This window comes from Sphingorhabdus sp. M41 (genome assembly GCF_001586275.1).
Lineage (GTDB): Bacteria > Pseudomonadota > Alphaproteobacteria > Sphingomonadales > Sphingomonadaceae > Parasphingorhabdus.
On sequence record NZ_CP014545.1, the window covers coordinates 2,504,465 to 2,529,417 of the forward strand.

Genomic DNA, 24,953 nt, shown 5'->3' on the forward strand with positions numbered 1-24,953 from the left:
ATCAATTCGTTGATAGGTAAGTCTGCTATGCGCCGAGTCAAGCATTGCCTAAATCAGCCGCGAAATCCGGCGCGCCTTGCCATAGCTTTGCTGCGCTGTCAAAAGCCGTTTGATATTCCTGCACGAATCATTTGTGCGTTCCGCTAACAAAGCTCTGACATGACAAGCAACACTCCCAAGCCAGTAACGTTCAAACCGTCTGGCTCGCTCTCTGGTAAAATTTCCGTTCCCGGAGACAAATCCATTTCCCACCGGGCTTTGATACTGTCGGCGCTAGCCGTAGGTAAGAGCCGGATTACCGGACTGCTCGAGGGCGAGGACGTCCTTGCGACTGCGGCCGCCCTGCGGGCAATGGGGGCGAGGATCGAGAAAAAGGACGATGTCTGGACAGTCCATGGTGTCGGTGTCGGTGGCCTCATGCAACCCGGCAATGCTCTCGACATGGGCAATAGCGGCACATCGACGCGGTTGTTGATGGGCTTGGTTGCATCACACGGGATCAGCGCAACGTTCATCGGCGATGCGAGCTTGACCAAACGCCCCATGGGCCGGGTCATTGATCCACTCTCCCAGATGGGCGCGGACATTCGGGCGCGCGAGACTTCGGACCACAAGTCCTGCCTGCCGCTGACGGTCAGAGGCCTGTGCCCGGCCATTCCGATCGAATATCGGCTGCCGGTCGCCTCGGCGCAGGTTAAGTCGGCGATTCTTCTGGCCGGCCTCAACACCCCCGGCATTACCCGCATCATCGAACCCGTCCTCACCCGCGATCATAGCGAGACCATGCTGAAAGGTTTCGGCGCAGACATCAGGGTGGAGACCGATGCGGAGGGTTGCCGGATCATATCGCTGACCGGCGAGGCCGAGCTAAAACCGCAAAAGATCAAGGTTCCGGGTGATCCGTCATCAGCCGCATTTCTGGTTGTTGCCGGGTTGATCGTCCCTGGGTCGGATATCATCATCGAAAATGTCGGCATCAATCCTACCCGCGCCGGCCTGTTTGAAGTGTTGCAGAATATGGGCGGCAATATCAGCTTCAAGAAGGAACGGATCGTCGGCGGCGAACCGGTCGCGGACATATATGTCAGCCACAGCCCGCTCACCGGGATAGAGGTGCCCGCGGATATTGCGCCGAGCATGATCGATGAATTTCCGATATTATTTATCGCCGCGGCTATGGCCAGCGGCGAAACCACAACCAGCGGCCTGCACGAATTGCGGGTCAAGGAATCCGATCGCCTGTCGCAAATGGCGAAAGGTCTTGAAGCGCTCGGCGTCAAGCTTGCCGAGAAGGACGACGGCCTGGTTATCGAAGGTAGCGGTGGCAAGCTGCTGGCAGGCGGGCGCCCCAAACCGGTGATCGAAACCGCGCTGGATCACCGTATTGCGATGAGCTTCGCGGTTGCCGGCCTGGTAACGAAATCCGGTCTGGCGATCGACGATATTGCTCCGGTACAAACCAGTTTTCCCGGCTTTCAAGACCTTGTGACGGGACTTGCATCCTGATGATCGGCGGACTGACTGCCAACGTGATAGGCATAATGGGCAGCATTTCGGTGGTATTTGCCTATGGCTATAATGTCCATGCCGAGACGGTGAATCCCTTCGTCTATAACGGCGCCAATCTGCTCGGTGCCGTTTTGCTGACCATTTCTCTCCTGGTGCACTTCAATCTGGCATCCTTTCTGCTGGAAATGGTGTGGATTACCATTGCTGTTAGCGGTCTGTGGAAAGCATATCGGCATGGTGCGAGGCAACAATCATGATCATCGCTGTCGACGGTCCAACAGCCTCGGGCAAAGGCACGATCTCGAAGCAATTGGCGAAGCATTTCGCCCTGCCCTTTCTCGATACCGGCCTGCTCTACCGCGCGGTTGGCTGGACCCTCCGAGAACAGGGGGGAGACGCAGACAATGCTGCCGATGCGCTGGCCGCCTGCATGTTCGATGGCGCTCTGCTCGACAATCCGGGCCTCCGCAGCGAAGTGGTCGGCGGCCTCGCCAGCCGGGTCTCGGTTCATCCGGAAGTAAGGCGAGCGCTGGACAAACGGCAAAAGGACTTTGCCTATCAACCCGCTGGAGCCGTACTCGATGGTCGCGACATCGGCACGGTCATCGCGCCCGATGCGGACGTAAAATTATTCGTGACAGCCTCATCCGAGGCGCGTGCGGTGCGACGTTTTGAGGAAATGAAGCGGCGCGGCGAACCAGTCAATTTCGATGATATCCTCGCCGACATATTGAAACGAGACGAACGCGATCAAAATCGCGCAGCGGCACCGCTCAAGCCCGCTGCAGATGCATACTTGCTTGATACCACCAATTTGACTATAGACGCCGCCATTCAGCAGGCGATTGCCTTGGTGAATGCGAAGATAAGCAGCCGGCGCGACAAAGATCCGGCATAGCAAACAAATGGTGCGCAAGACGGGCTGGTAATCAACCGGACCGGCTTTGGCGCAGCTTTTGGTATTTGTGCTTGGCCTCGCATCCACCAAATATTGGTAGTTTTCTGCAGGATGCTGTGGTCACATGAGGTGGCTGTGGCAATTTTGGTCCAAGACCGGCGGAACCAACCGCCTGGCCAGAAAAATTGACTATCAAGGATTAAACCATATGGCCTCAACGGCATTTCCAACCCGCGACGATTTCGCGGCAATGTTAAACGAATCACTCGGTGGCGAAGACCAGGGCTTTGAAGGCCGCGTCGTCAAAGGCACCGTAACCGGCATCGAAAATGACATGGCTGTCATCGATGTAGGATTGAAATCAGAAGGCCGTGTAGCGCTGCGCGAATTCGCCGCTCCCGGTCAAAAAGCCAACATCTCCATCGGTGACGAAGTCGAAGTCTATGTCGACCGCATCGAAAATGTAAATGGCGAAGCCATGCTGTCCCGCGATCGCGCCCGCCGCGAAGCAAGCTGGGACAAGCTTGAAAAAGAATATGACGAAGGCAATCGCGTTGAAGGCGTTATCTTCGGTCGCGTCAAAGGCGGCTTCACAGTCGATCTTGATGGCGCTGTAGCCTTCCTGCCCGGCAGCCAGGTCGACGTCCGCCCCGTGCGCGACGTGACTCCGTTGATGGACATCACCCAGCCCTTCCAGATCCTCAAGATGGATCGCAAGCGCGGCAATATCGTTGTCTCGCGTCGCGCCATTCTCGAAGAAACCCGCGCCGAACAGCGCAGCGGTCTCATTGAGTCGCTGGCTGAAGGTCAGGTTACCGAAGGCGTCGTCAAGAATATCACCGATTATGGTGCATTTGTTGACCTCGGCGGTATCGACGGTCTGCTCCATGTTACCGATCTTTCCTACAAGCGGGTCAATCACCCGAACGAGATGATCAACATCGGCGACACGCTCAAAGTCCAGATCATCAAGATCAACAAGGACACGCAGCGTATCTCGCTTGGCATGAAACAGCTTGAAAGCGATCCATGGGATAGCGCAACCGAGAAATATGCGGTTGGCACCAAGCTCACCGGTTCGGTCACCAACATCACCGAATATGGTGCTTTCGTCGAACTGGAACCAGGCATCGAAGGCCTTGTCCATGTTTCCGAAATGAGCTGGACCAAGAAGAACGTCCATCCTGGCAAAATCGTTTCCACCTCGCAGGAAGTCGAAGTCATCGTTCTCGAAGTCGATACCGAAAAGCGCCGGATTTCGCTTGGCCTCAAACAGGCTCAGTCCAACCCATGGACCGACTTTGCGGATACGCACCCAGTCGGCAGCACGGTTGAAGGCGAAGTCAAGAACGCTACCGAATTCGGTCTGTTCATCGGCCTTGAAGGCGACGTTGACGGCATGGTTCACATGTCCGACATCGCTTGGGGTATCTCCGGCGAAGACGCGCTCAACCTCCATCACAAGGGTGAGCAGGTCAAAGCGATCGTTCTCGACATCGATGTCGACAAGGAACGCATCTCGCTCGGCATGAAGCAGCTTGAAAAAGGTGCGCCTGCCATGGGTGGTGCCGATACCGGCGGCCTCAAGAAGGGTTCGGTTGCAACCGTTACCGTTCTCGAAGTTCGCGATGGCGGCCTCGAAGTCCAGATGGGCGACGACGGCGCAACCGGCTTCATCAAGCGCAACGATCTGGGCCGCGATCGCGACGAGCAACGTCCGGACCGTTTCCAGGTTGGCCAGAAGCTCGATGCCATGATCACCGGGTTCGACCGTTCGAAGAAACCGAACTTCTCGATCAAGGCACATCAGCTGGCAGAAGAGAAGCAGGCTGTGGAACAATTTGGTTCAACCGATTCCGGTGCGAGCCTTGGCGACATCCTGGGTGCCGCGCTGAAGAAGAAAGAAGAATAGTTCTTCAACCACAGGACTGAATTACAAAAAAAGCCCGCCCCTTAAACGGGGTGGGCTTTTTCTTTGCCACGCGCCATTTCACATCAGTTTTTCACAAATCTGCCAAGACCATTGAAAACAGACGTAATTTCTGGCATCTAAGAGCTCTAAAAAATAACAGACTGCACGATTCTTGGAATCTCCAACAAGGGAATCCACTATATCAACCGGGAATCGGAAAGGCGCACCGATGATACGTTCTGAACTATTAGAAAAACTGGCTGAAGAAAATCCGGAACTGAAACCGGATGAAATCGAAAAAATGGTGGACTTGTTTTTCAACCAGATCAGCCAGAAACTGGCCGAAGGTGGTCGTGTTGAACTTCGTGGATTTGGAGCTTTCTCGACCCGCCAGCGGAAACCGCGCACCGGTCGCAACCCGCGCACAGGGGAATCGGTAGAGGTCCCGGCTAAACGAGTACCCTATTTCAAGCCCGGCAAGGAAATTCGTGAGCGGTTGAACAAAAGCTGATTGCTGAAATTTCCAGATTTAATTTGCCTACCCACTTGACCACAGGCCCGCAATAATGCTTGTCGCTAGGCTCCGGCGAAAGTTGGTCCTACCGGTGCGGACGTGGCGAAATGGTAGACGCAGCAGACTTAAAATCTGCTATCCGAAATGGGTGTGCGGGTTCGAGTCCCGCCGTCCGCACCAGTTTTAGAATCTCGGCCCTCTCACCGACGAATTTGACCAAACTTCCCGGACGGCTGCGACGCACTATCCCGTCAAAACCATCATCGAGGCAAAATCCATGCTTAGTCCTGTCATTATCGCAGCAGTCCTCTGGGCCATCATCCTCGCCGGTGCAGGCGGACTGTTAACCGACATCGGGCCTTGGTACCGGGAGCTCAAAAAACCCGCATGGCAACCGCCGGACTGGCTGTTTGGACCGGCCTGGATGACGATACTAGGACTAGCGGCCTGGGCAGCTATCCTGTCATGGGAGCAAGCCGGCAGCGAATCCGAGCAAGCCCTGCTGATCGCCGCCTATGGAACAAATTTCCTGTTTCACCTGCTCTGGTCGCCGCTGTTTTTCAAATATCAGCGACCCGATTGGGCGTTGGTCGAGGTTGTATTTCTGTGGCTTTCGGTCACCGCAATGCTGGCTTTGACATGGAGCCTCGACTCGCTGGCGGGCATCCTGATCCTGCCCTATTTCCTGTGGGTCTCCTTTGCCGCCTTGCTCAATGCAAAGATTGTGCAGCTAAACCGTCCCTTTGGCTAGTCGCTACAACATCGCCATATCCACTGGCTGGTCCAGCAGAACCCGACCAGCCAGTTCGAACACTGCCGGCGCGGTAGCGATATGCTGAGTGGCAACATGGGCATCGCGGAAACGGCGTTGCAGGCTATTGTCCGAATAGACCGCGCTGCCGCCGCCCAATGTATAGGCGGTCTTGCAGGTTTCAGCAGATATTTCGGTGGCATGGGCACAAGCCAGACGCAGATTGGCACGGCCTTTGGCGGAGATTTCTCCGGAACCCTGGGCTTCTTCCCAGCATTTGCTGACGGCATTTTCCAGAAAGCTGAAAGCGCCTCCCAGCAGTGCCGTCGCGCGCGCCAGTTCGGCCTGTACGGTCGCCCGCTGCGCCATTGATCGACCGCCGCCGGGTGTTTTCTTGTTGATCGCGATCATCCTGATTTCTTCGAGCGCGGCCCAGGCATTGCCCAGGGCAACCGAAGATACGCCGAGCGCGAGCAAGCCAAAGAGCGGGAATTTATACAAAGCGCCCGGATCGCGCGGCTGGTCGCCAACAAAAGACACGCTACGGTCCTTGGGAACTTTCAAATTCTCGACCGAAAAATCTCCGGAACCCGTGCCTTTCAGCCCTGCAACATGCCAGCTGTCGATGAATGACACGTCTTTCGCCGGGAAGAACAGCATCCGGTGATAAGGGGCACCATTGTCGAATTTCTGCAGCTCGCCATTCTTGAAGATCATCGCACCGCCGCCGAGCCAGGAACAATTGGCCGAGCCGGAGCCCCATTGCCACTGGCCGCTGAGCAGATAATGATCGCCCTTGTCCTCGGCCTTGCCCATCGGCGCGAAAACACCGCCGGTGACAACATCGTCCGCGCCGAAAATTTCCCGCGCAGCCGGTTCCGGCATATAGGCCGCGCCCAAGGTAGAGGTAACCGCAATCATCACGCACCAGCCAGCACTGGCATCCGCTTCGGCAGTCGTGGCGACGATTTTCATGAAGTCGAGAGGCTCCAGCTCCAACCCGCCGAGCGATGCCGGTTTCGACAGATTGAACGCCCCCGCTTCCGCCAGCTTTGCCGCTAGATCAGCGGGCAAACGCCGTGCTTTCTCGGTTTCTTCTGCTCGAGCGGCAATTTCGGGAAGCAGAGCCAGAACTCTGGGACCGACCTCACCGATCGTGGAAATATCATATTGTAAACCGGTCATCCAGAAATTCTCCTCAGCAAAGGAAACAAGCACACGAGTTCCCCTTTGTCGAGCCAGCAAAAACATCTAGACGAGGGACATGCGTTATCCCGTTCTTCTTTCCGCGATCCTGATGCTGCTATCCTGCACCAACGATCCGGCTATTGATACGGTACCTGGCCCGGCGCAAATCGTCCGCCTTTCCGATTCGGAGATAAAGGGACTGGACCCGCAAAAAGTCTCCGATCTCTCTTCGCTCCGCGTGGCCGCTGACCAGTTCGAGGGCCTGACCCGGCTCGATGCCAAAGGGAATGCGGAGCCAGGGCTGGCCCATGACTGGAAAATCTCGTCCGACGGACTGATCTGGACTTTTGCCTTACGGAATGATTTGCGCTTCTCCGATGGCACAGCTTTTGATGCGACGCTATTCCCCGCCCTGCTGGACCGTTTGCGCGCGCTGGAAACCGCTGCGGCCGCAAAGGCTCTGTTCGGCAATATTGTGACTGTAGAAGCGCCCAGCGGGAATAGCGTGATCATCACCCTCGCCTCTCCCGACCCGTCCCTGCCCGCCTTGCTGGCGCATCCGGCAATGGCTGCCCTTCCGCTCCACCGGATCAGCGAAGCCGGCGACAAATGGACCTCCGACAGGCCGATGATTGTGAGCGGACCTTATCGATTGTCCGAATGGAAACTGAACGATCACGCCCGGCTGGACCGCAATCCCGCGTGGCACGACGAAGCGGCACCAACCAAGACCGTCATCTGGAAACCGATGGATGAAAGTCTCTCGGCAATGCGCCTGTTCCTGTCCGGTGGTGCTGATATCGCCGCGGATTATCCCGCAAGCCGCCATCAATGGCTGAAACAGAACCACCCGGATCTCGCACATAGCGTGCCCTATCTCGGCAGCTATTATTTTGCCTTCAACACCCGCACCCCTCCCTTTGACGACCGCAGGGTCCGGACAGCCCTGTCCATGGCGGTCGAACGCGAGTGGATCGCCGACAAGGTGATTGGCATTGGCAATATCCCGGCATGGGGGTTGCTGCCGCCAGGACTGGCTGGCCCGGCATCGGCAAAGCCCGAATGGGCGGACTGGCCCCGGGACAAGCGCCTGCAAAGCGCGCGCGCATTGCTCGAAGCCGCCGGCTATGACGCAAAACATCCCTTGCGGTTCGAAATCCGGTTCAACAGTTCCGCCGAACATCGCCGGGTGGCCGTTGCAATGGCCGCAATGTGGAAACCGCTGGCGGTGGAAGCCAGCCTGTTCAACAGCGAGGCCGCATTGCATTTTGCCGCCCTGCGTCAGCATGAATTTGCATTGTCCCGCTCCGGCTGGATTGCCGATCTGCCGACACCGGAAAATTTCCTGCTGGTCCACCAGCAGGCCAATGGCGGCGGAAATTATTCAGGCCATGACAATCCGGACTATGACCGGGTTTTAGCGCGCGCAATCGCCGAGCCCGACCCTGCCAAACGCCAGATATTGATGCGGCAGGCGGAAGCGATCCTGATCGCCGACATGCCAATCCTGCCCCTCTATTTTTACGTTACCCGCAGCCTGGTGGCGAAGCGCATTGCCGGATGGGAAGATAATATTTCCAATGTGCATCCCAGTCGCACTCTGCGTATAAGGCCGTGATGAATTTTCGCTCGACATTCTGGCTGAACAGCTTTTCCGCAGCTTTTGCCGTGACGATGCTGGGAGCCTGCGGCTTTGCCGGCAACGAGGATCAGGTGCGAGTCACTGTGGTCGAAGACGGCGATGCCCGGATCAATCCGATCGGGACGCGGCTGAACTTCGCATCTTCGACCATGCGCGCGGCAATGGCCAAGGGTCTGGTCGGGCTCGATGAAGAAGGCCGGGTGGTACCTGCGCTCGCCGCTCGCTGGATCGTCACCGATGACGGTCTGAGCTATATTTTCCGTCTTTTCGATACCAAATGGGATGATGGCAGACAGGTAACCGCCGAACGGGTGGTGCGCTTGCTCCGCGAGCGCTTTTCCGAGCTGCGCAACAGCCGTTTGCGCTATGATGTCACGGCGGTAGATGAGGTCGTCTCAATGACCGGTCGGGTGATCGAGATCAAACTGGACGCCCCGCACCCCAATTTCCTGCAGCTGCTCGCCCAGCCGGAAATGGGTCTTTTCCGAGCCGGTCACGGAGCCGGGCCGATGCGCCTGCTGAACGAGGAGAATGGCATCAAACTCGGTCGGTTTGACGAGCTATCACCGGACGAACAGGAAACGGCAGAGGAAGATGACCGCTGGGTGTCACTGCGCAGCGAACCCGCAGCATTTGCCATCGCTCGCTATCGGGCCGGTGGCGCCCAGATCGTGTTGAACGGCAAATATCATCACCTCCCGCTGATCGAAGCAGCCGGTATCAGCAGCGGCGACTTGCGGCTCGATCCGGTTGCCGGACTGTTTGGACTGCGGTTCATCCGCGCCAATGGTTTCTGGGCGGTTCCGGCGAACCGGGAAATATTGGCGATGGCGATCAATCGTCCGGCTCTGCTCACTTCATTTCCCGGGGTCAGCGCCTGGCAGAGCCGCCTCAAGATCATCCCCGAAGCGCTCGATGTCGCCGGGATCAACACTTATCCGGACTGGGCCAGCATGACGATGGAGGCACGGATAGTTTTTGCCAAAAATCATGTAAGCCGATGGAAAGCTTCGGAAGGGCCAGTCGTCCCGCTGACCATCGCGCTGCCCGAGGCAGCCGGGGCCGACATCCTGTTCAAGCGTATCCAGTCTGATCTCAGAAGAGTGGGACTGGATGCAAGGAAGGTCAGCAGAAACGAGGATGCCGACGTCCAGTTGATGGACGAGATAGCCCCTTATGACAGCGCCCCGTGGTTTCTGAAACAGTTCACCTGCGTCAAAACCACGGTCTGCCTGAACGATGCCGATTCAAAAATTGCCGAGGCCGATACGGCAACCAATTTGCAAATCAAGGCCCGACTCTATGCCGAGGTGGAGGAAATGCTGGTCGATCACTATAATTTCATCCCGATCGCGGTTCCGATCCGCTGGTCGATTGCACGGCAGGGCCAGCGTGGCTTTGCCGTCAACCCGCGCGGATGGCATCCATTGAACCCGTTGATCGGGATACCCATATCCTGATTATATTAGTAGCGTATGATAGGGAGGTCCCATGGCTATTTCCGAAGAACAGTTAAAACGTCTGGCCGAACAATTGCCCGACGTCAGCCGCGATCCGCAAGCGGTGAGAACCCGCGTAGAGGCGATGGAGAAAGTGCTCGAACGGGCATTTGTGATCCCCGGAATCAATCGACCAATAGGACTGGATTCGCTGGTCGGCCTGATCCCGGTAGTGGGTGATATCGCCACCGCACTCATGGGCGCCTATATCGTCTGGGAAGCGCGCAATCTGGGCATGTCCAAGCTGCAACTGACGCGCATGGCAGCCAATGTCGGCATTGATACCGCACTTGGCGCGATACCGCTGGCCGGCGATCTGTTCGACTTTATCTGGCGCTCAAACAGCAAGAATCTCAAGATCATCACGAAGCATCTCGACAAGCATCATCCGGGAACACGGACGCTGGACGGTTAGGCATATGCTACCCACCCTATGCGGAGCCCTGATTTCACCATTGCTTCTTGCCGGCAGACCTTCGCCCGGAGCAGGATATTCTAGCCCCCGCGCCAGATTTTGACCGGCATATCGTCCTTCACCGACCGCATATAGGCCGGACAGCGCTGCGGCCGGAAACTCTTGCCGAGACAGAGCTTCACCTCCTGTAACCAACCGCGCTGGTTGATTTTCAGCCGCAACATGTCAGGCCGCAGCCCTTCATTCGCCGCTGCAAAGGCATTGCGAAACTGGCCCGCTGTCAAAGGCTTGCGAGACAGTCTATCCATATCCGGAAAGCGCACCGCATCAAACATGATCCGCGACACCCGGAAATAGGTTTCCGGCCGCTTGGTCATGCAAGTGCCATGCTTCACCCATTCATGCGCCATCATCCGGGTCGACGGCATCATGCAGAAATTGCGCTCCACCACGACCGGCGGCAGCGCCTTGGTCGGCGCGCAATATTGCGGATAGGCGGGACCGCGTGTGTCGGGCCACAGACCGTGGAGAATGAAGGCGAAACTGCCATCCTCCCCGCTGCACTGGGTCTTGTCGCGACGGCTGTCCTTGCGAGTCCGGCAATATTCCGGCGACCAGCTGAGTGCCAGCGTATAGCTAGTGATGGGCTTGATGCGGCGCGGTTCGAACGCCGGCTTGCGTTCGGCAGGGGCACTGAGGCCGGATGGGGGGCGGCATTGGTAGGGTTGGGCGTTGGCGGGGGTTGCTGCCATTGTCAATAATATGAAGAGAGCCAAAGGTCGCCGCAGCGAAGGCTGGGGCCTAACCCGAGTTTCACGTAGCTCAGACGATTGGCATGGATCCCAGCCTTCGCTGGGATGACGATTTCTAAACCTGTTCAAAGTCCAGCCCGATATCCGCAGCCGGTGCCGATTGTGTCAAACGCCCCACCGAAATAAAATCCACCCCGGTCTCCGCCTTGTCGCGGATCGTCTCCAGCGTCACGCCGCCGCTTGCCTCCGTCGGCACGCGCCCGCCAATCAAAGTCACCGCGCCGCGCAGGGTCGCCGGTTCCATATTGTCGAGCAGCAGATGCGTTGCTCCCGCCGCCAGTGCCGGTTCGATCTGGTCGACCCGGTCGACTTCACAGATAATGTTTTCGACTCCGGCTTCCTTGGCGCGCCGGACCGCTTCGCCGACAGAACCGGCAACCGCGACATGATTATCCTTGATCATCGCCGCGTCCCACAGGCCCATGCGATGGTTCTGCGCCCCGCCCATCCGCGTCGCATATTTCTCCAGCACCCGAAGGCCCGGTATCGTCTTGCGCGTGTCGAGCAAGGTACAGCCCGTCCCCGCGATGCTCCGGACATATTCGTTGGTCATGGTCGCGATGCCGGTCAGATGCTGCACCGTATTGAGCGCGCTCCGCTCGGCGGTCAGCATCGCGCGGCCCCTGCCTTTCAGCCGCATGATATCGGTACCAGCTACAACAGCTTCGCCCTCCGCGACCAGAATTTCAATCTCGACATCCGGATCAAGATAGCGGAAAAATGCCTCCGCAATTGACAGCCCGGCGATCACCGCATCATCGCGGCTATCCATCACACCGGAGAATATCGCATCGGCGGGGATCACCGCCTCAGATGTCACGTCGCGGCCTCCTTCCCCATAAGGCGCGCCGAGGTCTTCGGTGAGGGTGGAAGCGACGAAAGCGTCGAGGTCGAAGCGGTCTAGGGTGAAGGTCATGACTATCGACCTAACCCAATCGACTGTCTGGTGAAAGCTCGAATCTGCCTTCTCCCTCACGGGTGAAGGAGCAAAGCATTGGCCGAAACTGTCATGGCTTGTCGCAGTGCATCGCTTGTGATAACTATGTGTTTCACATATATAGCGGCATGGATTTCGAATTTGATCCAGGCAAGGATGCGATCAACCGGGCGAAGCATCATCTGCCGCTGTCGTTCGGCCAGCGGATTTTTGATGATCCATTTGTCGAGATTCTGCCTTCCTTCAGACCGATCGACGGCGAAGACAGGTACAAGGCGATTGGTCTGGTTTACGGCAAGCTTTTTACCGCAATCTATGTAGAGCGCGGCGCGGCAACAAGATTGATTTCAGTTAGGAGGAGCAATGGCCGGGAACAAAGAGACTATGATCGCAATCCCCGCTGATCCGAATGATCCGGAGGACTTCGACGTCAGCGTCGCGGGTCTGGAACGCGCCCATATGGGCCGCTTTATCCGGGTGCTCCGATACGACCTCGGCATGACGCAGGAGGAATTCGCCAAAACCTACGGCATCCCGCTCGCCAATATCCGCCAATATGAAATCGGCCGCCACATGCCCCCACCCGCAGTCCGCGCCTATCTCAAGGTGATCCGCGCCGAACCCGAACTGGTGAAGCGGGTGATGGCTGGGTAAGCGACTCCCTCTCCCTCAAGGGAGAGGGTTGCGCAGACTTGGCAGCTTGCTCCCTAGTCGTAGCTGGGAGAGGGTGCACTGCTCTCGCTAGTGAGGAACACCCTCATCCAACTCCGCCTAATCCTGCGGATAAGGCTTCATATCCTTCTCCCTCACGGGAGAAGGGACAAGGACTGCCCAAAAGTGACAATCCGTTCCACCACCGTGTCATTCCCGCGCAGGCGGGAACCCAGTTTGCACAATTCATGATAGCCGAGCTGTTCGTTCCCAAGCTTGTGGTATGGAAACCGCAAAACATGTTCCATGAGGCCATTGATCCGCTGAATCGCGACCTTGATTTTTTTCCCTACCCCTCATGTGCCAGATCAGTCGGCCCCAGGTCCCCCTGCCCGACCGTCGCACTCGCCATTTCCATCATGCGGTCGATCGACTTGCGGGCCTGCAGGCGCAGTTCCTCGTCCATCTCGATGCGCGGCTCGAGATCGCGCAGCGCGACGTAGAGTTTCTCCATCGTGTTGAGCGCCATATAGGGGCAGATATTGCAATTGCAGTTGCCGTCCGCGCCGGGGGCGCCGATGAAATTCTTTTCCGGCACCGCTTTTTCCATCTGGTGGATGATATGCGGTTCGGTGGCTATGATGATCGTATCACCTTCGAATGACTTGGCATATTTCAGGATCGCGCTGGTCGAACCGACCATGTCGGCGTGATCGAGAATATAGGCGGGGCATTCGGGATGCGCGGCGACCGGTGCATCGGGATGCTGCGTCTTCAGCTTCAGCAGCTCGGTCTCGCTAAACGCCTCGTGAACGATACAGACGCCGGGCCAGAGCAGCATGTCGCGGCCGGTTTTCTTGGCGATATAGCCGCCGAGATGCTTGTCGGGGCCAAAGATGATCTTCTGGTCGAGCGGGATTTGCGAGAGAATATGTTCCGCCGACGAACTGGTCACGATGATGTCGCTGAGCGCCTTCACCTCGGCCGAGCAGTTGATATAGGTCAGCGCGATATGATCGGGATGCTCGTCGCGGAACGCCTTGAACTTGTCCGGCGGACAGCTGTCTTCGAGGCTGCAGCCGGCATCCATGTCCGGCAGCACGACAATCTTCTCCGGCGACAGGATTTTCGCGGTTTCAGCCATGAACTTCACGCCGCAAAAGGCGATTACGTCGGCATCGGTCTCCGCCGCCATTTTGGAAAGCTCGAGACTGTCACCGACAAAATCGGCAATATCCTGGATTTCCGGCTTCTGGTAATAATGGGCGAGGATGATCGCGTTGCGCTCCTTGCGCAGCTTGTTGATTTCCTCAACAATATCGACGCCTGCCAAGCTGCCACCAATTCCACCACGTGCGTCCATTATTCCACTCCTCTAACATGCGTGCCCGCTCCATATAGGAAGCGAAAAGCCATTTGTCTTGTGCGGAACGCCGGTCCCTGCGTAAAATGATCTTCACGGTCCCAAGCAACCCCGGACGAGAATGTCTCCGCTCTAGCCGGCAGCCGCAATCGATTCCGCTATCCGCTGAAACGGTGGAAAGAGCGACAGGCCGGTAATCACCACATGCACAGCCGTCACGATGGCCCCCGACGCCAGTGTCGCGGGATGGATATGTCCGGCAATTTTGCGATCATGCCGCGCCATCACGGCAACAAAGACCAGCTGACAGACAAGAATGAGCCACTCGCCCCAGTCCCCGAGCAACGGCATCGGCAACAGCCGGCCAAATGCCGGTTCCAGAGCGATGATGGTGGCACCGAACATGATCCGGCGATGCCACTGGGTCTGTCGCCGGAGCATGATTGCCCAGACCACCATGACGGCAAAAACCAGCATCTCGACTAGTACAAGCGCCAGAAAATAGGAATTGGTGAAAAATGGCGGAAAGCGCTGCAGCTGAACCGCCATATATCCGGTGTAGAGACCGGTCACGCATATGATCAGGGCCAGTCCACCACCGAGCCAGCCGAGTTTTCTGTGAAGGGCAATATTGGAGCGCTGGATCAGGAGATTCTGCGTAACCAACAGTCCCAGCCACCCCAGCATCAGGATAGCGTGTAGATGCACCCATTTGGGCACCGCCGGCAAATCCACCATTCCGCGCGCGGCAAATTGCGCGAAGCCTAAAATGATGACTACTGCCATGATGATGGAAAACCGCACAAAAAAGCGCTGATCCAGCGCATAGCCCGATCCCGGGCTCATCCCCCGGTTACCGATATTCCGTTCTGCTCCCACGATTTCATCTCCCCCGAAATTTCTCCCGAAGCGACCCTCGTCCTGTCCAGACCGGTTGGAAATATAGTGCAAAAGCCCCGCAAATGTCCATTGCGGGTTCTACAGGTTCACTGGCTGATGCGGAATTTGACGATCCGGTCGATCACCTTCTGCTCTGCATCCATGCCGCCAAGAATATAATAATTGCTGCCTGCCTTGGCGAGAGCGCGGTGATCCATGCTCGGCTCGGCCAGCCGCCCCAATTCGATCCATCGGTCGCTTTTCAGATCATAGGCGAAGAAACCGCCCGAAGGCTTTGCCGGCACCCCGTCATAGCCAATGCCGTCATAATTATAGGGATTGTCGCCGCCTCCAGCAAAGATGATCCGCTGACCGGCCTCGTCGCCAATTGCTGCCATTCGATATTGGGCGGTACCGGCATGGGCATTGACCCCGCGCCAACTGATCTGCGTCGGGTTTTTCGGGTCGATATCTCCGCGCCAGGTCAGCTTCGCCGCGACAAATTTCCGTTTCCCGTCAGCAAAAACAGAGGCCACCCCGTCGCTGACGATGATGCTATCGCCCGCGATCCCGCCGCTATGGCCAAAGACCGGAGTCCCGGGAAAAGGTGTCGCCTCGGTCCATGCTCCGGTCTGCGTATCGAACATCTGCACGATGCTGACATTGCCTTCGTCGTGCCAGCCGGAAATCAGATAGATGAAGCGGTTCTGATAGGGCACGGCAAGCGCATCATCGACCGGCGTCGGCATATCGGCCTTTTGTTCATAGCGCCCGGTTGCCGGATCAAAGGCGAAGACTTCCGGCGTGGAAAGCTCATCGCCATTGGGTGCGACAGTGTAACCGCCAAAAATATAGATTTTCCCGGCCACGGTAACCGCCGCACTGGCCAGCCGCCCTTCGGGCACCGGCACAGAAGCTATGGTCTTGCAGGATTCCGTTGCAATCACGCAGGCAAAAGCCGCGTTGCTGGTGTCCTTCCAGGCCTTGCCCGCTTTTAGGCCATTGAAACTGTAGAGGGTCGGGCCTTCCGGTCCGTCAGCGACCGCCACCGCATTATTGCTGATCGGTTCCGGCAGGACAAAGCCGGCGATCGTCGATAACGGTTCCGGCTGCGGGCTGCGTTCGCACCCACTCAGGCCCAGTCCGGCCAGAGCTATCGCTGCAATGGCGCTATTCGGCAATTTCATTTCGCCTCTTCCCTCTTCTGCTGCTGTTCCGCCAGCACCGCCCGGATCGGCCGCGAATAGTCCCACCGCTCCTTGTAGCGGCTGCGCTCATAAGGGAAAAAGGCGTCAATTTTCGCTTCGACGCCAGCGGCCTGCAGCGGCACGGCGAAATTATGGCGGACCGCTCGCCGCGCAGCCTCCCGCGCCAGCCGGACCTGCACCGGGTTTTGCGCCTGTTTAGCCAGTTCCGCGACACCCTTCTTGCGATTGGCCTGATCGAGGACATTTTCCGCATCGGTCAGGGCCATCAATATGCCGCCGTCATCATAGGTCTGGATCTGCTCGATATGGACCTCGGGCCGGGCAATCTCGATCGCCGGAATTTCGACATAGAGCGTGTCATCGCGGGCATCCCAGCGGACATTTTCCGCGCCAAGCTTGGACAGATCGAGTTCGTAGCGCACCGTGCCGGGCATGATCAAAGTCTTGCGCGCCGACAGGCCGAGCTTGGTCAGCGTGGTGGTGACTGTGGCATTATAGCTCGCCGAGAATACGGTAAGCCGGTTCTGTTCCTGCATATGGGTGAGACTGGCATTGGCGATCGAGACCGGGTCGGGACTGATGCTGCTTTCGACGCGTGAGAAAAGCATCCACGCAAGCGCAATGGTCAGAATGAGAAACCCACAGATTATAGCAACCGGGGCCCACAGGCGCCAAGACGACCGGATATTCATCCCGCCATCGCCCAGACTTCACCCGACTGCGTCACCCGCCCCTTGTTCTGCAGGTCGATCAGATGGGCGCGTACCGATTGCCCTGCGGCGCCGTTCAGCCGCGGGTCCAGCCCCTTGTACATGCGCGGCACCATATCGGTGATCAGCGCCGGGCCTTCTTCCAGCAGCTTCAATATCTGCCGCTCGCGCTGCTTGCGATGTCCCATCATCCCGCGCACCAACTGGCGCGTATTGGTGATTTTCTTGCCATGGGCGGGATAATAGACCTTGTCCTCGCGCTCATAAAGCTTCTGCAGGCTGGCCATATAGTCGGCCATATCTCCATCGGGCGGAACAATGACGCTGGTCGACCAGGCCATGACATGGTCGCCGGTAAACATCGCGCCGGATTCCCGAACCGCGAGACACAGATGGTTGGACGTGTGGCCCGGCGTCGCCACCGCTTCGATGGTCCAGCCGTCACCGGACACCGTTTCGCCATCGGCGAGCACCCGGTCGGGCTTGTAATCCTTGTCAAAACTCTCGTCGGCGCGCGGGCCGTCGTCTGCCAGCACCAGAGGCGCACAACCGATAATCGGGGCGCCGGTACGCGCAGCCAGCGGCGCAGCGGCCGGGCTGTGATCGCGGTGGGTATGGGTGCACATGATCGCGCTAATCCGTGCGTCGCCTACCGCTGCCAATATCGCATCGATATGCGCATCTATTGCCGGACCGGGGTCGATCACCGCTCGATCGGTCTTGTTGCCGACAATATAGGTTTGCGTGCCGGTGTAGGTATAGGGGCTGGGATTGCCGGCCAGTACGCGGGCGACCAGCGGCTCCATCTGTTCGCACAGACCGGTGGGATAATTTGAGGGGTCAAAGTCCATGGACCTGATGTGGCATATCCCGCCCATAAAACAACCACGAAAAAGGGCGGTCCGCAAAACGAACCGCCCCAATGCCCCGTCAAAAACGGTTTCCCCGGCTTAAGTCATCGAGAGCTGCGCCTTCACTTTGGCAATGCTGCGATCAATTTCCTTGATTTTTCTGGCCTTATCAACATTGCTATCCTTGCATTTTACGGTGTCGGCGCGCTCTTTTTTCAGCCCTTGCAACGCTGCATCGAGTATCGCCGTCTTGTCGATCTTGACTTCAAAACCGCCGCAGCCTGCGACAACAGCCCAAGCCTGTCCGGCGAGGCCTTTTTCACCACCCATGGCGATCTGCCTGTTCATTGCGGTGCAATCGGGGCCACTGACCTTGTCACTGCGAGAACTGGATCTATTCCGACCAGTTTGGGTTGCTGCGTTGGATGTAGCGTTGGAGATTGATTTTTGGACAGTATAGAATATCGAGGATATGCGCGCTGCTGGCTCAGCTTCCTCTGCCGCTTCGCGCTGCACTTGCCACGCTTCTCGCTGCGCCTCTCTGGCCTCGGCCATAGCCTCCCGCTTGGCTTGACGGGCTTCCTGCAGCGCCTCGCGAACTTCTTGATCCGCTTCCCGCAGCTCTTGCTTCATTTCCCGCTCGGCCTGAGCAAGTTCCCGTTCAACTTCGCGCATGGTCGAATGCCTGTCTTTGCGATCCAGTCCACTTTCACGCAGCGCCCGATCCGCCTCGAGACGTGATTTTTCGGCTTCGGCAACCAGTTTGCGAATTTCTTTTTCGCTCAGCTTCTTGTCCGTGCGCAGAATGACGGTTCTGCCATCATGCTTTATCTTGTGCACATAATCTTTCGACAGATCGGCATTCTTGCGACCGTTGAGCATCGTAATGTTAATCTCGTCGCTTTCCGGGATCGGGGGAACCGGAGCGAGCGGCACGGAAGGAGCAGCCGCTGCGGACACCGCTGTCGGCGGAAGCGGTGCAAGCGGCGGCGAGGGAGCCACAGGCGCGAGCGGCGCTGACAGGTCCAGCGGATCGACTGCCTCGGCATAGGTGATCGTCGCAGTGAGCGGCAAGGTGACGACCGTACCGACGGCAACCAGTCCCGCTCCCAATTTCCGGCGCAGTGAAGATTTCTCCGATCGTCCGAGCATTTTGAGACGCCCCTTGATCTTGTCTTTCTGGTTCAGCGGGCTCGCAAGCCCCAGCCGGTGGCCGGAGGCAGACTTGGCGATTGTCCGGCCATAGACGGCCCGGACTTCGCGGCCGCTTTGCGCCAATATACGCGCATCGCATGCGGTTTCCTGATCCTGCCGAAACGAGATCCACGCGAACCAGGCAACCGGATTGAACCAGTGGAGGGATAATATGGTAAGTCCGACAAAATTGGCGGCCAGATCACCCGCTTCATGATGCGCGATCTCGTGTTGCAACGCCAGTTCCCGTTCCCGCGGCGCATAGTCGCGGAAGAAATTGGTCGGAACGGCAATATATTTTTCGAACAATCCGAACGCAAGCGGACCAGCAACGGCTGCGGTTTCCAGTATCTTGATGTTCCCGTGGCGACCGATCAGCCGACCGTCCGCGACAATATCTTCCCGGAATTGCAGATAGGAAGCAAGTTTGCTGATGAATAGCAGACCCGCTCCACCAAGCCAGAGGATGATCGCGATCATTGTCCAGTCAAGGGACGCCAGTGCGCTGAATGTGGTGGATTGTACCGGCACGGCAGCCACCATGTCCGAACCAAGCGCCATGGGCGCAAAGCTGGCGACGGGTTCGGTCACGGCGGGTGCCTCGAGGGTAAGCGTCGGCATGAACAGGCGCGCCAGCGGCAATATCCAGAGCAGATAGGCAATGCGCGCGCCGAAAAAATGGCTGACCGGTTTGCGGATCATCAACACCAGCACCATCAACAGGGTCATTGAGAACATGGTATCCCAAATCCATTGGTTCAATTCGCCGCTCATTTTTTCAACTCCCTCAAAAGCTCTTCGATTTCGCGGATGTCATCGGCGCTCAATTCGTCGGCTTCAGCCAGATGAGCGACCAATGGCATGACTTTTCCCCCGAAAAGTCGATCCACAAAATTTCGTGACACGCCGGTGAGATAGGCATCCCGTTCGACCAGCGGAGAATAGAGAAAACGACGACCATCGCGCTCGGTGCCCACAACCGCCTTGGCGGCCAGCCGGGACAACAGGGTCTTGACTGTCTGTAAAGACCAGTCCTTTTCCTCAACCACCTGATCCGCCACTTCTGTGGCGGTCATGGGGGCGCGTTTCCAGAGGACTTCCATGACGGCATGTTCGGCGTCGCTAATGCGCTCGGTCACGGTAATCGTCCCTCCATTCAGAATCGTCAGTGACTACACCTGTAGTTGCATTGACTACGAATGTAAACAATCAATCCGGCGATCAATGTCGTTGGTGGACGGACAGCTGCGGTTTGTCGAAAAGCCGGCGATTGTCGAATTATCTTACAATTTTACAATCGTTAACGGCAGTGAAACTATCCAAGCAATTGTAATAGAAGGATTTTGAAAAACTGGCACAGTCGATGCAGACTATTGGGGGTAATTGACGTTTCACGCCCAACCCCTCCTTTCAGGAGGTATCAATGAGAGGGACAACCTACTGGTCTTCGTTGTTCCTCCTCATTAAAAGTTTAGACAACGCTTACCCAAAATAAAACGGCTCGGTCCTCCTAGACCGAGCCGTTTTTCATTTTCAAAGTCAGATATTGTAGCAGGCAGGCGTTCAGGCCTCGGCGGGAGCAACCTTTTTCTCGGCCATCAATTCACCGAGTTCGCCAGCCTCGTACATTTCCATCATGATATCGCTGCCGCCAACAAATTCGCCTTTGACATAAAGCTGCGGGATGGTGGGCCAATCGGAATATTCCTTGATCCCCTGCCGCACTTCCATATCCTGCAACACATCGAAGGAGTCAAAGCCAACCCCCAGATGCTCGAGGATGGCAATCGCACGGCTTGAAAATCCGCATTGCGGAAAAAGCGGCGTGCCCTTCATGAACAGCACCACGTCATTGCTGTTCACCACGGCTTCGATTTTTGCTTTTACATCGCTCATATATATTCTCCTAGTCGGGAAGCGCGGTGGTCAGTTGCAGCGCGTGCAGTTCACCACCCATTTTTCCCTTTAGTGCAGCGTAAACCGCCTGATGCTGTTTAACCCGGTTCATACCCGCGAACATAGCGGATGTAACCTTCGCGGCATAATGATCACCGTCACCGGCCAGATCGGTAATCTCGACCGAAGCATCCGGAAAGGCTGCCAGTATCATCGCCTCGATATCTGCACTTGCCATCGGCATCTGCCTAGCTGGCTTCTTCGATAAATTGACGCCTGGCTTCCACCATCTTGTCGGACAGAGCCGTGCGGATACCGGCATCGTCCATCTCGACACCAGCCGAGGTCAGATCGCCAAGAAGCTTGCGAATAACATCTTCGTCACCGGCTTCTTCAAAATCAGCCGCCACGACCTCTTTCGCATAGGCGTCGGTTTCCTCGGGTGTCAGCCCCATTTTTTCTGCCGCCCATTGGCCGAGCAGGCGATTGCGCCGCGCGGTAACCCTGAACAGCATCTCTTCATCGCGCGCAAATTTCGCTTCAAACGCGTGTTCGCGATCCTTAAAACTTGTCATGAGCATCCCTTGATCTGAGTTGATATAAAAATAGGCATCACCGACGCGTCCTGCAAGTGGCGCAGGTTAATCAGTCGGCGACTTTGACGACCAATTTGCCAATGGCACCACGATCTGCCATTTTCTGAATGGCTTGGCCGGCATCTTCAAAAGCGAAAACTTCCGACACACGGGGTTGAATCTTGCCCTGTTCCCAGAGCGAGAACAGCCGGTTGATATGCGCCCGATTCGCTTCCGGTTCGCGCATTGCAAAAGCGCCCCAGAACACTCCGCAGACATCACAGGATTTGAGCAGGGTCAGGTTGAGTGGCAATTTTGCGATACCAGCCGGAAATCCGACCACCAGAAAGCGGCCTTCCCAGGCAATCGACCGGACCGCCGGTTCGCTATAGTCGCCGCCGACAGCATCATAGATGACATCCGCGCCACCCGGGCCAACAGCAGCCTTGAACTGGCCTGCCAGCGCCTTCGATTGATCCTTGTCAAACGGAGCCCGTTCATAAATCACGGTTTCGTCAGCACCCGCAGCTTTTGCAAATGCCGCTTTTTCTTCGGAGGACACAGCCGCAACGACGCGCGCGCCAAAAGCCTTGCCCAGTTCGACGGCCGCGATACCGACGCCGCCGGAGGCACCGAGCACCAGCAGGGTGTCCCCTTCCTTGATATGGCCGCGATCAACCAAGGCATGGATCGATGTACCGTAGGTCAGCAGCAGGGCCGACGCATCTTCGAAGCTGACGCTGTCGGGAATTTTGAAAACGCTATTCTGGTCAGCAATGATCTTCTCGACCAGACCGCCATGGCCGGTGGTGGAAGCGACCCGGTCGCCAACGTTCAAATCGGTAACGCCTTCGCCGACAGCTGCGATAATGCCGGAAACTTCTCCGCCTGGCGCGAATGGCCGTGGCGGCTTGAACTGGTACATGTCCTGAATGATCAGCACATCGGGATAGTTGATCGAGCAAGCTTTGACATCGATAAGGACCTGGCCCTTGCCCGCCACCGGATCGGCGACATCCAGCATCTCCAGCGTGTCCGGTCCGCCCACTTTCGTTGACATCAAAGCCTTCATTTTATTTCCCCTCTGGAATATGGTTCGGATCTATGCCGCGACCGGCGTTAGCCAGGGCTGGGCAGAATCACTGTTTTTCTCGTGCCGCTCTATGGCATCCGATTTGGCCATTGTCAGGTCTATTTCGTCCAGCCCCTCGACCAGGCACTGGCGCCGGAAGGGATCCATCTCGAATGCGAACCGGTCCTGAAAAGGCGTGGTCACGCTCATGCTTTCCATGTCGATGGTGATCGGATCGGTTCTGGCGACCTCCATCAACCGGTCGATCGCTTCCTGCGGTACGGCGATCGCGAGCAAGCCGTTCTTGAAAGCATTGCCGGAGAAAATATCGGAGAAGCTCGGTGCAATAACAGCTGTGATACCCAGATCGGCCAATGCCCAAGCGGCATGTTCGCGGCTCGAACCGCAGCCGAAATTATCGCCCGCTATCAGAATATTGGCACCGGCATATTCCGGATCATCGAAAATATTGCCTTCCTGCGCGCGGATCGCCTCGAAAGCGCCCTCGCCCAAACCTTCGCGAGATATGGTTTTCAGCCATTTCGCCGGGATGATGACATCGGTATCGACATTTTTCTGACCAAAAGGGATGGCGCGACCTTCAACGCGAGTGACGGGCTTCATTATTCTTCCTCGTCGGCGCCATAAACATCGTCGGCCAGATCGTCGTCATCCTCATCAAAAACAGGCTCATTTTCAAAGCGCGTCGTCGGAGTTGTTTTGGCAGCCTTGAAATCATCATGCTTTTTCATCTGGTGCCGGCCAGCGTAGATCAGCGCAGCAGCGATCGCAGCGGAACCGACGGCCGCCCCCACTTTTGCGCCGGTGGACCAGTCACCTTTTTCATCTTTCACGGCGCCGCGGACAGCCTCGCTCGCATCGCTTGCTGCTGATTTTGCCTTTTCTCTGGCCTTTTCGCCCAGTTCCTTGGCGGCTTGGGTAAGCTTCTCTTTATCCGTCATTTTCTAGTCCTGTTTTTGCAGTTCGCGTACATCTGTAAGCCTGCCGGTAACGGCCGCTGCCGCAGCCATTGCGGGTGACATCAGATGCGTTCTAGCACCTGGGCCCTGCCGGCCAACAAAATTGCGATTGGAAGTGGATGCACAGCGTTCGCCTGCGGGCACCTTGTCCGGATTCATGCCGAGACAGGCCGAACAGCCCGGCTCGCGCCATTCAAAACCGGCGTCGGTGAATATCCGATCGAGTCCTTCGGCCTCGGCCTGCGCCTTGACCAGCCCGGACCCCGGTACGACAATCGCCCATTTGACATTGCCGGCCTTCTTGCGGCCTGCCAGTATCGAAGCGGCGGCCCGCAAATCCTCGATCCGGCTGTTGGTGCAACTTCCAATGAAGATATTTTCCACTGCCACATCGCGCAGCGCCTGCCCCGCTTCGAGCCCCATATAATCCAGCGACTTGCGCGCGGCATCCTGTTTGGACGGGTCGGCAAAGCTTTCCGGCGACGGTACAACGCCGTTTACCGGGACAACATCCTCCGGACTGGTTCCCCAGGTCACGGTCGGCGACACATCGGCGGCGTTGATGGTGACGCTCTTGTCAAATATCGCGCCTTCGTCGGTCGGCAGCGTCTTCCAATAGGCCACGGCCGCATCCCAGTCGGCACCTTTGGGTGCCATCGGACGGCCTTTCAGATAGGAAAATGTCTTTTCATCCGGCGCGATCAGGCCAGCGCGCGCGCCACCCTCGATCGACATGTTGGATACAGTCAGGCGTCCCTCGATCGACATTTCCTCAAACACCTTGCCGCGATATTCGATGACATGGCCGGTGCCGCCCGCCGTACCGATCACGCCGATGATATGGAGGATCAGGTCTTTCGGGCTGATGCCAGGACCAAGATCACCCTCGACCCGGATTTCCATCGATTTCGAGCGGGTCAGCTGCAGCGTCTGGGTAGCCAGCACATGTTCAACTTCGCTGGTGCCGATGCCAAAGGCCAACGCGCCCAAGGCGCCGTGGGCGGCGGTATGGCTGTCGCCGCAGACCAGAGTCGTGCCCGGCAGGGTAAAGCCCTGCTCAGGCCCGATGACATGGACAATGCCCTGATTGATATCGCTGGCACCGATATATTTGATGCCGAAGGCGGGTGCATTGGCTTCCAGCGCTTCCAGCTGCGCCGCGCTCTGCGGGTCGGCGATCGGGATCTTGTTGCCCTGCGCATCGAGCCGCGCCGTGGTTGGCAGATTGTGATCGGGAACCGCCAGAGTCAGATCGGGGCGTCGCACCTTGCGGCCCGCATTGCGCAGCCCTTCAAAGGCTTGCGGGCTGGTCACTTCATGCACCAGATGCCGGTCGATATAGATCAGCGCCGTGCCGTCGTCGCGCTGATCGACGACATGCGCGTCCCAGATTTTCTCGTAGAGGGTTCTTGCTGTGGTCATAAGTTCCTGTTTTCCCGATATGGGGTTTCGTTTAACCAGATCAATTGTCGGCGCAAGTCAGAACTGGCTTCAAAA

Annotated in this window: 28 protein-coding genes and 1 tRNA gene; 12 read left to right on the forward strand and 17 right to left on the reverse strand. The window is 57.4% G+C overall.

The window, feature by feature from the left end:
* The first annotated feature begins 159 nt into the window (after positions 1 to 159).
* The 7 genes from aroA (at position 160) to AZE99_RS11860 (ending at position 5,584) form a co-directional block, all read left to right on the forward strand.
* Entirely contained in the window at positions 160 to 1,506 is a 1,347-nt protein-coding gene (gene aroA, locus AZE99_RS11830; protein WP_067201349.1) for a 3-phosphoshikimate 1-carboxyvinyltransferase, read from the forward strand.
* Positions 1,506 to 1,766, forward strand: coding sequence for a CBU_0592 family membrane protein (locus AZE99_RS11835; RefSeq protein ID WP_067201352.1), 261 nt, complete (start codon positions 1,506 to 1,508; stop codon positions 1,764 to 1,766). Before aroA ends, AZE99_RS11835 begins: the two co-directional genes overlap by 1 nt.
* Positions 1,763 to 2,407 carry a (d)CMP kinase gene (locus AZE99_RS11840; RefSeq protein ID WP_067201355.1) on the forward strand — a complete coding sequence of 215 codons (645 nt, stop codon included), beginning with the start codon at positions 1,763 to 1,765 and terminating at the stop codon, positions 2,405 to 2,407. The genes AZE99_RS11835 and AZE99_RS11840 overlap by 4 nt, the downstream gene beginning before the upstream one ends.
* 208 nt (positions 2,408 to 2,615) lie before the next feature.
* Positions 2,616 to 4,319, forward strand: a complete 1,704-nt coding sequence (gene rpsA / locus AZE99_RS11845; RefSeq protein ID WP_067203619.1) for a 30S ribosomal protein S1 — start codon at positions 2,616 to 2,618, stop codon at positions 4,317 to 4,319.
* 229 nt (positions 4,320 to 4,548) lie between these two features.
* Entirely contained in the window at positions 4,549 to 4,830 is a 282-nt protein-coding gene (locus tag AZE99_RS11850; RefSeq protein ID WP_067201365.1) for an integration host factor subunit beta, read from the forward strand.
* A 96-nt stretch (positions 4,831 to 4,926) separates the two neighbouring features.
* Positions 4,927 to 5,013: transfer RNA gene (locus tag AZE99_RS11855), tRNA-Leu, on the forward strand.
* 97 nt (positions 5,014 to 5,110) lie between these two features.
* Positions 5,111 to 5,584: a TspO/MBR family protein gene (locus tag AZE99_RS11860; protein WP_067201367.1), complete on the forward strand. Its 474-nt coding sequence runs from the start codon at positions 5,111 to 5,113 to the stop codon at positions 5,582 to 5,584.
* Positions 5,585 to 5,587: 3 nt separating this feature from the next.
* Here the strand turns inward: AZE99_RS11860 and AZE99_RS11865 are convergent, their stop codons facing one another.
* The gene (locus tag AZE99_RS11865) at positions 5,588 to 6,769 is read right to left on the reverse strand and encodes an acyl-CoA dehydrogenase family protein (RefSeq protein ID WP_067201370.1); all 1,182 of its coding nucleotides are present in this window, start codon (positions 6,767 to 6,769) and stop codon (positions 5,588 to 5,590) included.
* 79 nt (positions 6,770 to 6,848) lie between these two features.
* On the opposite strand from AZE99_RS11865, the gene AZE99_RS11870 reads away from it, so the two are divergent.
* Genes AZE99_RS11870 through AZE99_RS11880 form a run of 3 tightly spaced genes read left to right on the forward strand, consistent with a single transcriptional unit; the run spans position 6,849 to position 10,328 of the window.
* Positions 6,849 to 8,390, forward strand: a complete 1,542-nt coding sequence (locus AZE99_RS11870; protein ID WP_067201372.1) for a peptide ABC transporter substrate-binding protein — start codon at positions 6,849 to 6,851, stop codon at positions 8,388 to 8,390.
* Entirely contained in the window at positions 8,390 to 9,874 is a 1,485-nt protein-coding gene (locus tag AZE99_RS11875) for an ABC transporter substrate-binding protein (protein ID WP_067201374.1), read from the forward strand. Before AZE99_RS11870 ends, AZE99_RS11875 begins: the two co-directional genes overlap by 1 nt.
* A 31-nt stretch (positions 9,875 to 9,905) precedes the next feature.
* Positions 9,906 to 10,328 carry a DUF4112 domain-containing protein gene (locus AZE99_RS11880; protein WP_067201376.1) on the forward strand — a complete coding sequence of 141 codons (423 nt, stop codon included), beginning with the start codon at positions 9,906 to 9,908 and terminating at the stop codon, positions 10,326 to 10,328.
* 80 nt (positions 10,329 to 10,408) lie between these two features.
* Here the strand turns inward: AZE99_RS11880 and AZE99_RS11885 are convergent, their stop codons facing one another.
* Positions 10,409 to 11,080 (reverse strand): ribonuclease T2, encoded by a 672-nt coding sequence (locus AZE99_RS11885; RefSeq protein ID WP_231862601.1) that lies wholly within the window; start codon positions 11,078 to 11,080, stop codon positions 10,409 to 10,411.
* A 115-nt stretch (positions 11,081 to 11,195) separates the two neighbouring features.
* Entirely contained in the window at positions 11,196 to 12,056 is an 861-nt protein-coding gene (gene nadC, locus AZE99_RS11890; protein WP_067201379.1) for a carboxylating nicotinate-nucleotide diphosphorylase, read from the reverse strand.
* 149 nt (positions 12,057 to 12,205) lie between these two features.
* On the opposite strand from nadC, the gene AZE99_RS11895 reads away from it, so the two are divergent.
* Positions 12,206 to 12,481 carry a BrnT family toxin gene (locus AZE99_RS11895; protein WP_067201382.1) on the forward strand — a complete coding sequence of 92 codons (276 nt, stop codon included), beginning with the start codon at positions 12,206 to 12,208 and terminating at the stop codon, positions 12,479 to 12,481.
* Positions 12,462 to 12,731: a helix-turn-helix domain-containing protein gene (locus AZE99_RS11900; protein WP_067201385.1), complete on the forward strand. Its 270-nt coding sequence runs from the start codon at positions 12,462 to 12,464 to the stop codon at positions 12,729 to 12,731. Before AZE99_RS11895 ends, AZE99_RS11900 begins: the two co-directional genes overlap by 20 nt.
* Before the next feature lie 346 nt (positions 12,732 to 13,077).
* Here AZE99_RS11900 and nadA read toward each other — a convergent pair whose 3' ends face one another.
* The 14 genes from nadA to leuC all read right to left on the reverse strand — a co-directional run bounded on the left by nadA (position 13,078) and on the right by leuC (position 24,878).
* Entirely contained in the window at positions 13,078 to 14,091 is a 1,014-nt protein-coding gene (gene nadA, locus AZE99_RS11905; RefSeq protein WP_067201388.1) for a quinolinate synthase NadA, read from the reverse strand.
* Between the two features lie 132 nt (positions 14,092 to 14,223).
* Positions 14,224 to 14,970, reverse strand: coding sequence for an adenylate cyclase (locus AZE99_RS11910; RefSeq protein ID WP_231862602.1), 747 nt, complete (start codon positions 14,968 to 14,970; stop codon positions 14,224 to 14,226).
* Positions 14,971 to 15,077: 107 nt separating this feature from the next.
* A complete protein-coding gene (locus AZE99_RS11915; protein WP_067201394.1) occupies positions 15,078 to 16,157 on the reverse strand; it encodes a Kelch repeat-containing protein in 1,080 nt (359 codons plus the stop codon).
* Entirely contained in the window at positions 16,154 to 16,786 is a 633-nt protein-coding gene (locus tag AZE99_RS11920) for a DUF4230 domain-containing protein (RefSeq protein WP_197460179.1), read from the reverse strand. Before AZE99_RS11920 ends, AZE99_RS11915 begins: the two co-directional genes overlap by 4 nt.
* An 80-nt stretch (positions 16,787 to 16,866) precedes the next feature.
* Positions 16,867 to 17,739 (reverse strand): MBL fold metallo-hydrolase, encoded by an 873-nt coding sequence (locus AZE99_RS11925; RefSeq protein ID WP_067201400.1) that lies wholly within the window; start codon positions 17,737 to 17,739, stop codon positions 16,867 to 16,869.
* 99 nt (positions 17,740 to 17,838) lie between these two features.
* On the reverse strand, positions 17,839 to 19,707 hold the full coding sequence (locus tag AZE99_RS11930; RefSeq protein ID WP_067201402.1) for a M56 family metallopeptidase: 1,869 nt from the start codon (positions 19,705 to 19,707) through the stop codon (positions 17,839 to 17,841).
* Positions 19,704 to 20,072: a BlaI/MecI/CopY family transcriptional regulator gene (locus AZE99_RS11935; RefSeq protein ID WP_067201404.1), complete on the reverse strand. Its 369-nt coding sequence runs from the start codon at positions 20,070 to 20,072 to the stop codon at positions 19,704 to 19,706. The genes AZE99_RS11930 and AZE99_RS11935 overlap by 4 nt, the downstream gene beginning before the upstream one ends.
* A gap of 424 nt (positions 20,073 to 20,496) precedes the next feature.
* Complete coding sequence (gene grxD / locus AZE99_RS11940; RefSeq protein WP_067201407.1) at positions 20,497 to 20,829, reverse strand: Grx4 family monothiol glutaredoxin; 333 nt, start codon at positions 20,827 to 20,829, stop codon at positions 20,497 to 20,499.
* A 10-nt stretch (positions 20,830 to 20,839) separates the two neighbouring features.
* Positions 20,840 to 21,073, reverse strand: coding sequence for a BolA/IbaG family iron-sulfur metabolism protein (locus AZE99_RS11945; RefSeq protein ID WP_067201410.1), 234 nt, complete (start codon positions 21,071 to 21,073; stop codon positions 20,840 to 20,842).
* Positions 21,074 to 21,077: 4 nt separating this feature from the next.
* Positions 21,078 to 21,404 carry a DUF1476 domain-containing protein gene (locus AZE99_RS11950; protein WP_067203623.1) on the reverse strand — a complete coding sequence of 109 codons (327 nt, stop codon included), beginning with the start codon at positions 21,402 to 21,404 and terminating at the stop codon, positions 21,078 to 21,080.
* 70 nt (positions 21,405 to 21,474) lie between these two features.
* Positions 21,475 to 22,476 (reverse strand): NADPH:quinone oxidoreductase family protein, encoded by a 1,002-nt coding sequence (locus AZE99_RS11955; RefSeq protein ID WP_197460180.1) that lies wholly within the window; start codon positions 22,474 to 22,476, stop codon positions 21,475 to 21,477.
* 30 nt (positions 22,477 to 22,506) lie between these two features.
* Positions 22,507 to 23,100, reverse strand: coding sequence for a 3-isopropylmalate dehydratase small subunit (leuD, locus tag AZE99_RS11960; RefSeq protein ID WP_197460181.1), 594 nt, complete (start codon positions 23,098 to 23,100; stop codon positions 22,507 to 22,509).
* Positions 23,100 to 23,438: a hypothetical protein gene (locus tag AZE99_RS11965; RefSeq protein WP_067201415.1), complete on the reverse strand. Its 339-nt coding sequence runs from the start codon at positions 23,436 to 23,438 to the stop codon at positions 23,100 to 23,102. The genes leuD and AZE99_RS11965 overlap by 1 nt, the downstream gene beginning before the upstream one ends.
* Before the next feature lie 3 nt (positions 23,439 to 23,441).
* A complete protein-coding gene (leuC, locus tag AZE99_RS11970) occupies positions 23,442 to 24,878 on the reverse strand; it encodes a 3-isopropylmalate dehydratase large subunit (RefSeq protein ID WP_067201417.1) in 1,437 nt (478 codons plus the stop codon).
* Between the last annotated feature and the right edge of the window lie 75 nt (positions 24,879 to 24,953).

Coding starts and splice junctions, on each gene's coding strand:
- AZE99_RS11965 (WP_067201415.1), bottom strand. CDS start 23,438: ATGACGGATAAAGAGAAGCTTACCCAAGCCGCCAAGGAACTGGGCGAA.
- AZE99_RS11930 (WP_067201402.1), bottom strand. CDS start 19,707: ATGAGCGGCGAATTGAACCAATGGATTTGGGATACCATGTTCTCAATG.
- AZE99_RS11945 (WP_067201410.1), bottom strand. CDS start 21,073: ATGCCGATGGCAAGTGCAGATATCGAGGCGATGATACTGGCAGCCTTT.
- AZE99_RS11925 (WP_067201400.1), bottom strand. CDS start 17,739: ATGGACTTTGACCCCTCAAATTATCCCACCGGTCTGTGCGAACAGATG.
- AZE99_RS11895 (WP_067201382.1), top strand. CDS start 12,206: ATGGATTTCGAATTTGATCCAGGCAAGGATGCGATCAACCGGGCGAAG.
- grxD (WP_067201407.1), bottom strand. CDS start 20,829: ATGAGCGATGTAAAAGCAAAAATCGAAGCCGTGGTGAACAGCAATGAC.
- rpsA (WP_067203619.1), top strand. CDS start 2,616: ATGGCCTCAACGGCATTTCCAACCCGCGACGATTTCGCGGCAATGTTA.
- AZE99_RS11860 (WP_067201367.1), top strand. CDS start 5,111: ATGCTTAGTCCTGTCATTATCGCAGCAGTCCTCTGGGCCATCATCCTC.
- AZE99_RS11865 (WP_067201370.1), bottom strand. CDS start 6,769: ATGACCGGTTTACAATATGATATTTCCACGATCGGTGAGGTCGGTCCC.
- AZE99_RS11875 (WP_067201374.1), top strand. CDS start 8,390: ATGAATTTTCGCTCGACATTCTGGCTGAACAGCTTTTCCGCAGCTTTT.
- AZE99_RS11950 (WP_067203623.1), bottom strand. CDS start 21,404: ATGACAAGTTTTAAGGATCGCGAACACGCGTTTGAAGCGAAATTTGCG.
- AZE99_RS11920 (WP_197460179.1), bottom strand. CDS start 16,786: ATGCTTTTCTCACGCGTCGAAAGCAGCATCAGTCCCGACCCGGTCTCG.
- AZE99_RS11900 (WP_067201385.1), top strand. CDS start 12,462: ATGATCGCAATCCCCGCTGATCCGAATGATCCGGAGGACTTCGACGTC.
- leuD (WP_197460181.1), bottom strand. CDS start 23,100: ATGAAGCCCGTCACTCGCGTTGAAGGTCGCGCCATCCCTTTTGGTCAG.
- AZE99_RS11835 (WP_067201352.1), top strand. CDS start 1,506: ATGATCGGCGGACTGACTGCCAACGTGATAGGCATAATGGGCAGCATT.
- nadC (WP_067201379.1), bottom strand. CDS start 12,056: ATGACCTTCACCCTAGACCGCTTCGACCTCGACGCTTTCGTCGCTTCC.
- AZE99_RS11870 (WP_067201372.1), top strand. CDS start 6,849: ATGCGTTATCCCGTTCTTCTTTCCGCGATCCTGATGCTGCTATCCTGC.
- aroA (WP_067201349.1), top strand. CDS start 160: ATGACAAGCAACACTCCCAAGCCAGTAACGTTCAAACCGTCTGGCTCG.
- AZE99_RS11885 (WP_231862601.1), bottom strand. CDS start 11,080: ATGGCAGCAACCCCCGCCAACGCCCAACCCTACCAATGCCGCCCCCCA.
- nadA (WP_067201388.1), bottom strand. CDS start 14,091: ATGGACGCACGTGGTGGAATTGGTGGCAGCTTGGCAGGCGTCGATATT.
- AZE99_RS11850 (WP_067201365.1), top strand. CDS start 4,549: ATGATACGTTCTGAACTATTAGAAAAACTGGCTGAAGAAAATCCGGAA.
- AZE99_RS11915 (WP_067201394.1), bottom strand. CDS start 16,157: ATGAAATTGCCGAATAGCGCCATTGCAGCGATAGCTCTGGCCGGACTG.
- AZE99_RS11955 (WP_197460180.1), bottom strand. CDS start 22,476: ATGAAGGCTTTGATGTCAACGAAAGTGGGCGGACCGGACACGCTGGAG.
- leuC (WP_067201417.1), bottom strand. CDS start 24,878: ATGACCACAGCAAGAACCCTCTACGAGAAAATCTGGGACGCGCATGTC.
- AZE99_RS11880 (WP_067201376.1), top strand. CDS start 9,906: ATGGCTATTTCCGAAGAACAGTTAAAACGTCTGGCCGAACAATTGCCC.
- AZE99_RS11840 (WP_067201355.1), top strand. CDS start 1,763: ATGATCATCGCTGTCGACGGTCCAACAGCCTCGGGCAAAGGCACGATC.